We start from the raw sequence: 13,261 nt of genomic DNA on the forward strand, positions 1-13,261 counted from the left end.
GGGGTGAACAAAATGCCAACAATCACACAGAGGAACGGGACATATAAAATCACTGTATCCTGTGGATATGATTCCAACGGGAAACAGATTAGACAGCATAAGACTTGGAAACCCGCTCCCGGTATGACAAAAAAGCAGATTGAAAAGGAACTGCAAAGGCAAGCTGTATTGTTCGAGGAAGAATGTGACGGGCTGAGTTTGGGCGGTAATATCAAGTTTGCAGACTTTGCAGAACAATGGTTCACTGAGTATGCGGAAAAACGTCTAAAGGCTAGGACTATTGCTCGCTCCCGGCAATTATCTGTAAGAACGTATGAAGCGATCGGACATTTAAGAATGGATAAGATTACCACCCGACACATACAGAAATTTATCAATAATCTGTCGGAAAATGGAATCAATCAGAAAACAGGAAAGGGACTTGCACCAAAAACAATATTGCATTACCGTTGTTTTATTTCTGGTATTTTTGAATATGCTGTCAGAATGAAAATGATTCGTGATAACCCGTGCCGTGGGGTGATACTTCCACAAATAGAACACAAGGAGCACGACTGTTACACACTGGAAGAAATGCAGCACTTCCTTGACCTGTTGCAAAATGAGCCGTTGAAATATCAGGCTTTTTTCGTGCTGGCAGTTTACGGCGGTTTCCGGCGTGGGGAACTCTTGGGGCTGGAATGGAAAGACATTGATTTTGAAACAGGGGTTGTCAATATTCGTCGCACGTCGCTTTACACCAAAGAAAAGGGTATCTTTACCGATACGCCAAAGACAAAAGGTTCTATGCGTTCCGTCAAAATGCCCCCGGAAGTTATCAGCATTTTAAAACGGCACCGTTCAGACCAAAGCAAGGAGATTTTCAAACTAGGCGATCAGTGGCATTATACAGACAGGCTTTTTACAGCTTGGAATGGAGAACCTATGAATCCAAACAATCCTTATGATTGGCTGGAATTGTTCTGTAAGCGTACGGGGATGCGTTTTCTTGGGATTCACAGTTTTCGTCATTTCAATGCTAGCGTGCTGATTACAAGCGGTATAGATGCCCGAACGGTTTCGGCTTCATTGGGGCACTCTAACACTTCTACCACGTTAAACATATACGCCCACACTTTTGCAGAAGCGCAAGCAAAAGCAAGTGAAGCAATCTCCAGCGCACTCAACATGACATTCCAAAAGAAAGCATAAAATTAAGAGCAGGCCGGCCCTGAAAACGGGGTTGAAAACCTGCTCTTTTTTGGTGTTTATTTGGTGTTTATTCATGCAAAAACAAACACCAAATTATGAAATTGTATAAAACAAGAAAATGCCACAAATGCCTTTATAATGGGGTTTCTGGGCTCTTTTTGAGTCCTTAAAAAACGTTTTTGGGCGCTTTCGACCCCCGTACGGAGTGCCAATATTAGAAGCCTGTAAATCCTTTGGTAAAGGGGTTTGCGGGCTTTTTGTTTTTCTAAGGTTTTAATTTTGGTCGTTGTTTGGTCTTTATTGTGCTTATGGTGAGTTTTTGGCAAATATGTTGGCTGAATTTTTATTGGGCAGAGTATGGGAATACTGGAAAACTCCGTTACTAATATAACTTTTCTGCTGAATACATACGGCAACAGTACTGCTGTCTTTTTTGAAACGAAATACATCACTCGGTTTGGAAAAGGAAACAAGCCGGTTGGTTGATCAAAGACGATGACTATAAATATGAAACGAACTGGGAAAGTCTTGCCAAACAGCAAAACTTTCCATGCCCATTTATATAAATATTTATATAAATAATCACATTATTTTTTTAATAATTGATATGAAATCGATAAAATATGATATAATAATACTATATTTATGGATTAAAAGTAAAATTTCCGATAGAATAGGGATCGTTTTTGTTGGGAAGTATTGAATGCAAATATAAAACTATTTATAATTATTTATGTAGGGGAGAAAAGGATGAAAAGCAATATCAAAAAGATCAGTGAGATAACCGGGTATTCCCCAGCTACCATATCAAATGCACTGAATCACAAAAGAGGAGTCAATAAGGATACTGCGGAACGCATTTTAAAGGTGGCTCAGGAGATCGGATATGTAAGCAGGGTCAAGGTCAACTCCATTAAATTTGTGATTTATAAACGGGATGGGCTGGTAGTCGCAGACACGCCTTTTTTTGCGGCGCTTATAGAAGGGGTGGACCAAGCTTGCCGGGATGCAGGCTATGATACTGTGATCTATACCATCAATCAGGGGGAGCAGGAGCATAGGCTGCGCATTCAAGACATCATCCGGGACAATTCAGCCGGGATATTGCTTTTGGCAACGGAACTGACAAGAGAGGACATGAAGATATTTGAACAATCATGCAGTCCATTAGTGGTAATGGATGCTTGGTTTGAAAATATGGCATTTGACACAGTGCTTGCTAATAACGAGGATTCGGTGAAAGACGCAGTGAATTTCCTGTTTGATAAAGGTCACCGAGAGATAGGATATTTAAGCGGTAATGTGCATACAAGAAATTTTGTGGATCGGGGAACAGGGTACCGAAAGGCGATGGCAGAGAAGAAATTACAGGTAAATCCTGCGTACAGGGTCCGGCTAACACCTACAATGGATGGGGCCTATAAAGATATGTGCCAATACCTTGGAGCTGGGCCGAAGCTTCCCAGCGCGTACATTGCTGATAATGATATTATTGCTTTAGGAGCAATGAAAGCGCTGAAACAATTTGGGTATAAGATCCCCAAGGATGTTTCTATTATCGGCTTTGACGATCTTCCGTTTTCAGAAATATCTTCCCCCGGGCTGACAACGATCAAATTTTTTCAAAAGGAGATGGGAAGGATAGCAGTACAGCGACTGGTTGAAAAAATTAGGACGAGCGGTATGATCAACACAAAAATACAAATCAGCACACAGTTTGTAGAACGTGAAAGCGTACTAGATTTGCGGAAAAATTTTTAAATAAAAGAATTAAATGAGAATAGGAAGAGTGATAAAAGTGATGGATACAGTGGAAAAATGGGGTGTTTTTGAAGTAGCCGCCAATGGTCATGCAGATAAAAACCCCTTTGTGGATTATACCATTCAAGGCACCTTTTCCGGTAAAAATGAAACGGTTACAGTAGATGGTTTTTATGACGGTAACGGCATGTACAAAGTGCGTTTCATGCCTTCTTTTGAAGGGGAATACACCTATAAAGTGAGCGGTACTTTTTCTGAAGAACCAATCGCCGGGAACTTTACCGTGACGGCGCCGTCAAAAGGGAATCACGGCCCTGTACGGGTAGCAAATACCTACCATCTGGCTTATGAGGACGGAACCCCTTATTATTCTGTAGGGACCACCTGCTATGTCTGGACCCACCAGTCCGAAGAATTGCAACAGAAAACCTTGGATACTTTGAGAAAAGGATACTTCAATAAGATCCGTTTCTGCGTATTCCCCAAACACTATGATTACAACCTGCGGGAGCCGATCACCTATCCGTTTGAGGGCACGCCGATGGACAGCTCTGTCCTGACAAAAGAAAACTTCATGGATTATGAAGGCGCGGCAGAGGGGAATCACTGGGATTTCACCCGGTTTAATCCAGTGCATTTCCGGCTTTTTGAAAAACGGATCCAGGATTTAATGGAAATGGGGATCGAGGCGGATCTGATCATTCTCCATCCATATGACCGCTGGGGTTTTTCTGAAATGGATGCGGAATCGGACGACCGCTACTGGAACTATGTCATTGCGCGGTTTGCGGCTTACCGGAACGTTTGGTGGAGCCTTGCCAACGAATTTGACATTATGAAAAAGAAAACACTCGCGGATTGGGAACGTTACGCCCGAATCATCTGCGAAAAGGACCCCTATAACCATCTCCGTTCGGTTCACCACTGCGGGCAGCAATATGACTACAAACGTCCGTGGATCACCCATTGCAGCTTACAACGGATCGACCGCCATCAGACCACCGAATTGACTGCTGAATACGCTCAGCGTTTCCAAAAGCCGGTCATCTGGGACGAGATCGCCTATGAGGGGAACATCAACCACTGCTGGGGGAATATTTCCGGGCAGGAGCTGGTGCGCCGCTTTTGGGAAGCAACGATTCGCGGGGGATATGCCGGACACGGGGAAACCTATATGCACCCAGAGGATATTCTTTGGTGGAGCCATGGCGGAGAACTGCACGGGGACAGCCCGGAACGGATCAAATTCCTGCACCGGATTTTGTGCGAGACGCCGGGGCTGGGCCTGCAGCCGATGAGCATGCCGGTATATAACCGGAGCAATGCCTTTGCGTGGGATGACGAGGTCGCGGTCCCGGTAGACGGAGCATACCGCGGAACTTATTTTTTGCTGTACTTTGGATATTTCCGCCCTGCATTCCGGGAGTACCTGCTGGACAATGAGAATGAATACGAGGTAGAAGTGATCGATACCTGGGAAATGACCATTAAAAAGGCGGGAACTTTTAAAGGGAAAATCCATGTCGACCTGCCGGGAAAAGAGTATATGGCGATTCGGATCAGAAAGGTGGAACACTAACAATAACGTTGTTAACGCTCTGATTGCTGACAGCTGTCTGGTTTTTTCAGGCGGCTGTTTTGGCAACAAATTACTGGAGCAGAAAGCGATCGTCTTTTATCATAATATTGGGAAACAGGCAGGAGGATAGTGTGAAAAATACTTTTTCACACCCCGTTTTTGTGCCTTTGCTGCAAAAAGCAAAGCGGCAATCGGCTTCGCCGAGCGGCACAAATTCCGAAGAAAGGAATGATTGATTTTTATGGGGCGGCTGAAATTATCGCAAAATGGGGATTATTTGGAGAAAAATGGCAGGAATTGATTGAGATACCAAAACAACAGAAAATCTATGATGGATCGCTGTTTTCGGGCGTCCTTATGAAGAGCATCAAATGTTTTTGCTGACCCCCTTCCCAAAACTTGGAGGCCCGTTCTGAACAAGTGTGTATGGCTGAATCAGAAAGGATGACGGTGGTATATATCCCGTATCATGATAAAATCACGATTCTGCGAGGTTTGAGCGAATATATGGTAAAGCTGTTTGCATTAGGATCCAAAAAAGTGATCCTCCCCCTGATGAGTGTCTATGATGGAAAAACAAAGCTCCATTTATCTGACTTAAACGAAGATATGCTGTTGATCGCAAGTAAATAAAAGGGGCGGCCGAAATCATTTCGGCCGCCCCTTTTTAAACGAAAATTTATTTGCCACGGATGATGCGGAACAACTGGATGAGCAGGGTAGGAACGATGGAACATACAAGGATAGCCAGCAGCTGGAACCCGTTTAATGGAGCGATGCTGAATAAACGTTCCAAAGGAGGGCACAGCAGGACTAATGCCAATAGCCCAGCCCCTAGACAAAAAGCACCAATACTATACGGGTTTTTGAAAAATCCGAGCTTTACCAGCGACCCTTTGCCGCGTGCGTTGAAGCCATGCCACAGCCGGCCTAGGCACAGGGTCGCGAACGCCATGGTGCTGGCGGTTGCGGCATTAACTGTCAATCCCAGATAGAAAGCGACCAAGGTTGCAATGGTAAGAAGTATCCCCTGTGTTACGATTTGGGACAAGAACTGGGAGGTCAAAATGGACTCTTTGCTGTCCCGCGGCGGTTCATGCAGAAGCTCTTTTGCGGGAGGCTCCATGCTGACTGCGATAGCAGGAAGGCTGTCGGTCAACAGATTGATGAACAGCAGGTGTACCGCTGCAAAAGGGACAGGCAGGCCCATCAAAGAACAAAACAGGACTGCTAAGATCCCGGCAGTGTTCCCGGAAAGGAGAAATCCGATCGCATTTTTGATATTGCTGTAAATGTTACGACCGTTTGCTACGGCCTTGATAATGGTGGCAAAGTTGTCATCGGTCAGGATCATAGAGGCGGCGTCTTTAGAAACTTCGGTGCCGGTGATCCCCATTGCGATCCCGATATCCGCTTTTTTCAGGGCGGGGGCATCATTGACACCATCCCCAGTCATTGCCACCACGTTGCCAAGCTTTTGCCATAACCCGACGATACGGATCTTATGTTCTGGTGAAACGCGGGCATACACAGAGATATGCGGAAGTTTATGGCTTAAGGTCTCGTCATCCATTTGATCTAATTCCGAACCGGTAACAGCTAAGTCTCCGTCTTTTAGAATACCGATTTTTTTTGCAATAGCGGAGGCAGTTGCCACATGGTCGCCAGTGATCATAATTGGTTTGATACCTGCACGGTAGCAGTCTGCGACAGCCTGTGCAGATTCAGCGCGCGGCGGGTCGACCATCGCCACTAATCCTAAAAAGGTATATCCGTTTTCAGATTCCTGTGAGACTTCACAGGAATTTAAGATTTTTTGCGCAAAGGCAAGTACTCGGAGCCCTTGCTCAGAAAAGCTCTGGTTTGCTTTCCGGATGACCTCACGGTCCTCGTCGGTGATGGGGCGAACTATCCCCTGATCAGTGATATGGTCTACCCGCTGAAGCAAAACATCTGGTGCGCCCTTGGTCAAAAGCAGGCAATCCTGCCCGATCTGATGGACGGTGCTCATCAATTTCCGGTCGGAGTCAAAGGGAAGCTCTGCCTGACGGGGATATTGCTTGAGCATGTCAAAATAATCGGTATGTGCAAGCCGGTATGCGTCGATCAGGGCAGTTTCCGTTGGGTCGCCTAGGGTAGAATCACCGGAAACACTGCCGTCGTTGCAAAGAATGGAGGCCAACTGTAGCCGGTCGCTCTGGATGGGGTCAAAGACATAGGAATCCGTGACAGTCATACGGTTCTGGGTCAGGGTGCCGGTTTTGTCAGAACAGATGACCGATACACAGCCTAGGCCTTCAACAGCCTGGAGTTTTTTCATAATGGCATGCTCTTTCGCCATTTTAGAGGTACCGATCGCCAATGAGATCGTAACGATGGAAGACAATGCCTCTGGGATCGCTGCAACTGCCAGCGCTACAGCAAACATCAGGGAATCCAGAACAGGCATTTGCCGGAACAGGCTGATCCCGAATACCAGCGCGCAGACCGCTAAAATCAGAATAGACAGCTTTTTGCTGAAGTTATCCAAGCTGACCTGTAAGGGGGTTCGGCGCTCCTGCGTGGTGTTCATCAGGGTCGCGATCCGGCCGATCTCGGTGTCCATCCCGGTAGAAGTCACCAGCACCAAGGCACGCCCATAGGTAACGAGGGAGCTGGAGAACACCATGTTTTTCTGATCGCCCAAAGCAATATGGTCGCCTTCAATGATTTCTTCGGTTTTGTCAACGCTTTCCGCTTCCCCGGTCAGGGCGCTTTCCTGCACCTGCAGGGAATGACATTCGATGATCCGTCCATCTGCCGGGACTAGGTCGCCGGCTTCCAGTACAACGACATCCCCCGGAACGACTAAGGCGGAGGGGATCTCCTGCCGTTCTCCGTCCCGCAGCACCTTTGCGTTAGGAGATGACAAGGAGCGCAAGCTTTCCAGGGATTTTTCCGCCTTGAAATGCTGAACGGTACCAAGGATCGCATTGAGGATGATCACTGCAAAAATGACGATGGTGCTCTCCAAATTTCCAGTAAACATGGAAATGATCCCTGCGACAATCAAAATAATGACCAGAAGATCCTTGAATTGTTCTATAAATACCTGCAGAGGCCCTTTTTTCTTTTCCTCTTGCAGCCGGTTTTCTCCAAACCGTTTCAACGCCTGCTCGGCCTGCTGCTGGGTCAAACCCTGAAAACCGCTGTCATATTCTGAAAGCAGTTGTGCAGAGGGACATTTGTAAAATTCTTTCATAGATTTTGCTCCTTTTCCATTCTCTTTCAGTCTTCCCGATCCTTGGGAGTTCATGCAAAAAAAGGAAATAAAAAAGACTTTTGCCATAGTAAACAACTACGGTAAAAGTCTTGCAATTTCAAGCATTAGCGGGCACGAAGCCGAATTGACGCCAAATGCTACGAAAAAATTCGTAAGCTACTCCCTTTTTCCTTATTTTTATCATAACGGTTTTATTCCCTGTTGTCAATGGGGGAGGGTGAAGTATTTGTAAACTTTTTTCGGATTCTTGTTTAAAATAGGGTGGTTTTGTCAATTCTTCTATCGGTACATAAATTATGGAGCAGGGAGGGGAACGTTATGGTGGAACGCTCCATCCGTTTCCGGTCTTTCCGGGATGTGGAATGCTTTGTCAGAGAGGTAGATATGGTGCCCTATCGGGTAGAGCTTTGTTCTAATCAGGAGGAGAGCTTTGTTTTTCGCGCTTCTTCTGTAATCGGGATATGCAGTATGGATTTATCTCGCCCGGTTTTGATGCGCGCGGATACGGACGACGCAGGCAGGGTACAGCGTGATTTTGCGCCGTATCTGGAATAGGATGCAACCAGTTGTTTTATCCGCTGCGGTTTTTGTTATAGTTTTCTATGATCAAAAGGATGCTTTCCTGCTCAGGGGGATCAAGCTTGCGAAATCCATCTATCAGGGAGCTTTCCAGCTTGTTTAGATCATGATGTGCAACAGGCTCGATGACATGGTCTATTTCGGTGTGCCCGACCAGATAATCGATCGACGTATGGAAATACTCAGCTAATCTGGATAAGGTACTGATATCCGGTTCTATATTATGATTTTCATATTTGTTGATGGATTGCTGGCTAACGCCCAGGACCTCCGCCAAAAATTGTTGGCTAATACCTTTTTTAGAGCGCAGCAGTTTTAAATTTTTTATCATGAATGTCACCTCTGTTTTAATGGTAACAACTTATAAGTGTGAAATAAAAATCTTATTATTAGTTATTGACAACAACTTTAAGTTGTAATATAATAAACTAAAACATTCTTATCTTTCATTGACAAGAATATACTGCTATGGATAGAATCTTTCAAAAAGAGGCGACGGATATGAAAAAAATGGCTTTATTGATCCCGATATTGTTGATGTCATTTACGGTAGCTGCAACAGGCTGCGGCTGTGAACACGAATGGCAGGAAGCAAGCTGTACCGAGCCTAAGACCTGTACACTTTGTGAAGAAACAGAAGGAGAGGCTTTGGGGCATGAATGGGAAGAAGCACTCTGCGAAACACCAAAGACCTGCGCCAGATGTGGGCTTACAGAAGGTACGGCGTTAGGGCATAACGTAGCTAAATGGAGTGTAGACGCAGCTTCCACCTGTTCTAAGAAAGGGCAGCGTTCCGGGGTTTGCTCAAACTGTGGGCAAACGCTTACAGAAGAGACAGATTTAGCAGAACATACACCGGGGGATTGGGAAGTAAAAACAAAAGCAGATTTGGAAACTGCTGGAATCAGAGTGAAAAAGTGCACCGTATGCGGCGCAGAACTGGAAACAGAATCGTACGAATTATCTGACAAAGAGAAGCGGGAAGCCTTTCAAAAGGAATGCAAATCTTACAGCTATGATAAGATCGCGCGTGACCCAGATCAATATTTTGGGAAAAAGGCCGTTTTTAAAGGCGAAGTGATACAAGTTATGGAAAGTAGAAATACAGTTGCTCTAAGAGTTAACATTACAAAAGGAAAATATGGGATTTGGGACGATACTATTTATGTGCAATATACAAAGGCCAGCAGCGGTGAATCGCGGATCTTAGAAGATGACATTGTTACTATGTACGGGTATCTTTCTGGAATGAAGACCTATGAAACTGTAATGGGTTCTACTTTGACGATTCCAGCTTTTGAAGCTTTGTACATCAGTGTAAACGCATAATATAAAAACAGGAAAAGGAGCCCTCCATTATGGAGGGCTCCTTTTCTAACAGGGATCAAAGGTGAAAAAAGAAAGGGAACAGGTATCCTGTTCCCTTTTTAAAACAACGATCAAAAGCTTTGATTAGCCGAAGTATCTTTTCAGCAAGCCAGCAAATGCTTTGCCGTGACGAGCTTCGTCGCGGGCCATTTCGTGAACCGTGTCATGGATAGCGTCAAGATTTGCAGCTTTCGCGCGTTTTGCAAGATCAAATTTCCCTGCAGTTGCGCCGTTTTCAGCTTCTACGCGCATTTCAAGGTTTTTCTTGGTGCTGTCAGTAACAACTTCACCCAGCAGTTCTGCAAATTTTGCAGCATGTTCCGCTTCTTCATAAGCTGCTTTTTCCCAATACAGGCCGATTTCCGGATAGCCTTCTCTGTGGGCAACTCTTGCCATAGCCAGATACATCCCAACTTCTGTGCATTCGCCCTGGAAGTTAGCGCGCAGATCTTCCATAATATCTTCACTGGAGCCCTGAGCTACGCCGACTACGTGTTCAGCAGCCCAGCTCATTTCGCCGCTTTGTTCTGTAAATTTGCTTGCCGGCGCCTTACATTGAGGGCAAAATTCCGGTGCAGCTTCTCCTTCATACACATAACCACAAACCTGACATACGAATTTTTTCATTTTCAAGTCCTCCTAAATTCAGTTTTTCGTTCAACAAGGATATATTTCCCTTTGAATACGATTTAATTATACCATATAAGTATAATTATTGCAAGACCTTTTTTCGATTTTGGCACTAAAAAATCATGCAATTTTAAAAAAGAACAAAGGCTGGAATCAGTAAAAATATAAAAATATTTTTGAAACTGTTATGAAACGGTTGTGAAGCAGTAAAAGTATTTGTTATAATTTAAAAAAGGGGTGTTGTTATGCGAATGATAGATATTATTGAGGCCAAGCGGGACCGTAAGGTTCTAACAAACGAACAGATCCAGTTTGCGATAAACGGATATACAGCAGGAGAAATTCAGGACTATCAAATGTCCGCGTTTTTGATGGCGACCTATTTGAATGGCATGACATCGGAAGAAACAAAATATTTGACCTTGGCTATGGCGGGATCAGGGGATCAGATCGACCTGTCTGCGGTTCAAGGGGTAAAGGTTGACAAGCATTCTACCGGCGGGGTAGGCGATAAAACGACGCTGATCGTTGGGCCGATTGTTGCGGCCTGCGGGGTACCGGTAGCAAAGATGTCGGGCCGTGGCTTAGGGCATACTGGAGGAACGATTGATAAATTAGAATCGATTGAGGGATTCCAGACCATGCTGTCCCCGCGGCAGTTCATCGAACAGGTGAACAGGATCGGGATCAGCGTGGTAGGACAATCGGGAAACCTGGCGCCGGCAGACAAAAAAATCTATGCGTTGCGGGATGTAACGGCAACGGTGGATAACCTTTCTTTGATCGCCTCCAGCATCATGAGCAAAAAGATCGCCGCTGGGGCAGATGCAGTGCTGTTAGATGTGAAAACCGGAAACGGAGCCTTTATGAAGACAACGGAAAGCGCCTGCGCGCTGGCTAAGGAGATGATTGAGATCGGAAAGAATGCGGGCCGAAAGGTCGGCGCATTGATCACCAACATGAATATGCCTTTGGGAAATGCAGTCGGAAATTCCTTAGAGGTGATCGAAGCGACTCAAACCTTACAGGGGAATGGCCCACAGGCTTTGACCTATCTTTGCACAGAACTTTCCACGGCAATGCTGCAACTGGCAGGGAAAGGAAGCGAGGAGCACTGCCGGGAATTGGTGCAGGAGGCGCTTGGATCGGGCCGTGCATTTGAGAAGTGGAAGGAACTGGTAGCGGCGCAGGGAGGAAACACCGACTGGCTTGATGACCTTTCCCTTTTCCCAAAAGCAGCAGTCATCGAACCGTATTATGCACAGCAGGATGGTTATCTTTCCGGTTATGACACCCACGGCGTCGGACTGGCAGCCTGCCTTTTGGGAGCGGGCCGGGAAACGAAAGATACACAGATCGACTTTAGTGCGGGGATCGTACTGGAAAAGCATCCGGGCGACGCGGTGCGCCGGGGCGAGGCAGTTGCATGGCTTTACACCAACAGCGCAGAACGCTTAGAACAGGCAAAGCGCCAGCTGGGGCAGTCTGTTTTCCTTTCAGAAGCTTGCCCAGTACCGGAACCGATGATCTATGAAAAACTGATGCCCTAGATAATAGCCCCATAAATAGAGAAAGAAGAGGGATATGATGTCTGTGATCAAACAGAGATGCCGTTCTGTGGGAGCATATCTCCAAACATTTTTAAAATGGACGCTTTGCGCTGTCGCTGCCGGCCTGCTTTGCGGGGCGGTAGGCGCGGTGTTTCATCTTTGCGTCAATTATGTCACCCAACTGCGCGACGAACACAGATGGCTGTTATACTGTTTGCCCATCGCCGGGCTTCTGATTGTAGGGATCTATCAGCTAGCCGGCATGCTGGGAGACCAGGGGACGAATACGGTGATCCGGTCGATCCGTTCCGCGGAACGGGTCCCGCTGCGGATGGCGCCGCTTATTTTTGTCAGCACGGTGCTTTCCCATTTGTGCGGGGCATCGGTAGGCAGGGAGGGAGCCGCCTTACAGATCGGGGGGAGCCTGGGCCACTTTTTGGGCCGATTTCTCCGGCTGGAGGAAAAAGATCTGCATATCATCACCATGTGCGGGATGAGTGCGGTGTTTTCAGCCTTGTTCGGGACACCGGTGACCGCGGCGATCTTCAGTATGGAGGTCATCAGCGTTGGGATCATGTATTATGTTGCCTTTCTGCCCTGTATCCTTTCTGCGCTGATCGCGCATCTGGTCACGGGGGCGATGGGGGCTGTACCGGAAAAATTCTCTCAGGTCGCGGTACAAGGGTTGGATGTCACCATTCTGATAAAAGTGGGGATTTTGGCGGCCGCCTGCGCGGGGATCAGCATCGTATTCTGTGTTTTTCTGCATCGCTCTGAACGGTTTTGCAGGGCAAAGATGACTAACCCATACCTGCGGATCGCCTTGGGTGGGATCGTTACAATCTGCCTAGTAGAGGTGATCGGTTCCCGCGATTATTGTGGAGCCGGAATGGATGTGATCATGCGGGCATTAGAGGGCACGGCGCGTCCTGACGCATTTTTTTGGAAGATGCTTTTGACAGCGGTGGCATTGGGGGCTGGATACAAAGGCGGAGAAATTGTACCGACGCTGTTTGTCGGCGCAGTATTTGGCAATACCTTGGGCGGCCTGGTTGGACTTGAGCCTGCGTTGGGCGCAGCCATTGGGATGGTTTCCCTGTTCTGCGGGGTGGTGAACTGTCCGATCGCGGCTCTGTTTTTGGGAATTGAGCTGTTCGGGGTACAGGGATTGGCGCTGTTTGCCGCGGCCAGCGCAGTCAGCTACCTGCTGTCGGGATATTACAGCCTTTATTCTAGCCAGAAGATCGTTTATTCCAAGCTGCATCCAGATTATATTGACCGGCAGGCAAAATAAGCTTGGCAGGAATTTTTGGGATGTACATAACAAAGCCCCTGTTATTT

Annotated in this window: 11 protein-coding genes; 8 read left to right on the top strand and 3 right to left on the bottom strand. The window is 46.6% G+C overall.

Annotation, left to right across the window (positions count from 1 at the left end):
- The first annotated feature begins 12 nt into the window (after positions 1-12).
- The 4 genes from CIB36_RS01500 to CIB36_RS01525 all read left to right on the top strand — a co-directional run bounded on the left by CIB36_RS01500 (position 13) and on the right by CIB36_RS01525 (position 5,164).
- Positions 13-1,191, top strand: a complete 1,179-nt coding sequence (locus CIB36_RS01500; protein ID WP_093987944.1) for a tyrosine-type recombinase/integrase — start codon at positions 13-15, stop codon at positions 1,189-1,191.
- Positions 1,192-1,941: 750 nt separating this feature from the next.
- Positions 1,942-2,952 (top strand): LacI family DNA-binding transcriptional regulator, encoded by a 1,011-nt coding sequence (locus tag CIB36_RS01510; protein WP_093987841.1) that lies wholly within the window; start codon positions 1,942-1,944, stop codon positions 2,950-2,952.
- A gap of 40 nt (positions 2,953-2,992) precedes the next feature.
- Positions 2,993-4,531, top strand: a complete 1,539-nt coding sequence (locus CIB36_RS01515; RefSeq protein ID WP_093987842.1) for a DUF5605 domain-containing protein — start codon at positions 2,993-2,995, stop codon at positions 4,529-4,531.
- Between the two features lie 426 nt (positions 4,532-4,957).
- A complete protein-coding gene (locus CIB36_RS01525; protein WP_093987844.1) occupies positions 4,958-5,164 on the top strand; it encodes a hypothetical protein in 207 nt (68 codons plus the stop codon).
- A gap of 46 nt (positions 5,165-5,210) precedes the next feature.
- On the opposite strand, the gene CIB36_RS01530 is transcribed toward CIB36_RS01525, so the two are convergent.
- Entirely contained in the window at positions 5,211-7,772 is a 2,562-nt protein-coding gene (locus tag CIB36_RS01530; RefSeq protein WP_093987845.1) for a cation-translocating P-type ATPase, read from the bottom strand.
- A gap of 339 nt (positions 7,773-8,111) precedes the next feature.
- Here CIB36_RS01530 and CIB36_RS01535 point away from each other — a divergent pair, with 339 nt between their 5' ends.
- Entirely contained in the window at positions 8,112-8,348 is a 237-nt protein-coding gene (locus CIB36_RS01535; protein ID WP_093987846.1) for a hypothetical protein, read from the top strand.
- Positions 8,349-8,364: 16 nt separating this feature from the next.
- On the opposite strand, the gene CIB36_RS01540 is transcribed toward CIB36_RS01535, so the two are convergent.
- Entirely contained in the window at positions 8,365-8,703 is a 339-nt protein-coding gene (locus tag CIB36_RS01540; RefSeq protein ID WP_093987847.1) for a helix-turn-helix domain-containing protein, read from the bottom strand.
- Between the two features lie 170 nt (positions 8,704-8,873).
- Between CIB36_RS01540 and CIB36_RS01545 the strand changes: the two genes are divergently transcribed.
- On the top strand, positions 8,874-9,701 hold the full coding sequence (locus tag CIB36_RS01545; RefSeq protein ID WP_093987848.1) for a hypothetical protein: 828 nt from the start codon (positions 8,874-8,876) through the stop codon (positions 9,699-9,701).
- A gap of 123 nt (positions 9,702-9,824) precedes the next feature.
- On the opposite strand, the gene CIB36_RS01550 is transcribed toward CIB36_RS01545, so the two are convergent.
- Entirely contained in the window at positions 9,825-10,367 is a 543-nt protein-coding gene (locus CIB36_RS01550; protein WP_093987849.1) for an NADH peroxidase, read from the bottom strand.
- A gap of 248 nt (positions 10,368-10,615) precedes the next feature.
- Between CIB36_RS01550 and CIB36_RS01555 the strand changes: the two genes are divergently transcribed.
- Together CIB36_RS01555 and CIB36_RS01560 are read left to right on the top strand one after the other, a co-directional pair.
- Positions 10,616-11,920 carry a pyrimidine-nucleoside phosphorylase gene (locus tag CIB36_RS01555; protein ID WP_093987850.1) on the top strand — a complete coding sequence of 435 codons (1,305 nt, stop codon included), beginning with the start codon at positions 10,616-10,618 and terminating at the stop codon, positions 11,918-11,920.
- Positions 11,921-11,957: 37 nt separating this feature from the next.
- The gene (locus CIB36_RS01560) at positions 11,958-13,214 is read left to right on the top strand and encodes a chloride channel protein (RefSeq protein WP_093987851.1); all 1,257 of its coding nucleotides are present in this window, start codon (positions 11,958-11,960) and stop codon (positions 13,212-13,214) included.
- Positions 13,215-13,261: the final 47 nt, after the last annotated feature.

It is taken from the genome of Massiliimalia timonensis (assembly GCF_900186585.1).
Lineage (GTDB): Bacteria > Bacillota > Clostridia > Oscillospirales > Ruminococcaceae > Massiliimalia > Massiliimalia timonensis.

Coding starts and splice junctions, on each gene's coding strand:
- CIB36_RS01500 (WP_093987944.1), top strand. CDS start 13: ATGCCAACAATCACACAGAGGAACGGGACATATAAAATCACTGTATCC.
- CIB36_RS01510 (WP_093987841.1), top strand. CDS start 1,942: ATGAAAAGCAATATCAAAAAGATCAGTGAGATAACCGGGTATTCCCCA.
- CIB36_RS01515 (WP_093987842.1), top strand. CDS start 2,993: ATGGATACAGTGGAAAAATGGGGTGTTTTTGAAGTAGCCGCCAATGGT.
- CIB36_RS01525 (WP_093987844.1), top strand. CDS start 4,958: ATGGCTGAATCAGAAAGGATGACGGTGGTATATATCCCGTATCATGAT.
- CIB36_RS01530 (WP_093987845.1), bottom strand. CDS start 7,772: ATGAAAGAATTTTACAAATGTCCCTCTGCACAACTGCTTTCAGAATAT.
- CIB36_RS01535 (WP_093987846.1), top strand. CDS start 8,112: ATGGTGGAACGCTCCATCCGTTTCCGGTCTTTCCGGGATGTGGAATGC.
- CIB36_RS01540 (WP_093987847.1), bottom strand. CDS start 8,703: ATGATAAAAAATTTAAAACTGCTGCGCTCTAAAAAAGGTATTAGCCAA.
- CIB36_RS01545 (WP_093987848.1), top strand. CDS start 8,874: ATGAAAAAAATGGCTTTATTGATCCCGATATTGTTGATGTCATTTACG.
- CIB36_RS01550 (WP_093987849.1), bottom strand. CDS start 10,367: ATGAAAAAATTCGTATGTCAGGTTTGTGGTTATGTGTATGAAGGAGAA.
- CIB36_RS01555 (WP_093987850.1), top strand. CDS start 10,616: ATGCGAATGATAGATATTATTGAGGCCAAGCGGGACCGTAAGGTTCTA.
- CIB36_RS01560 (WP_093987851.1), top strand. CDS start 11,958: ATGTCTGTGATCAAACAGAGATGCCGTTCTGTGGGAGCATATCTCCAA.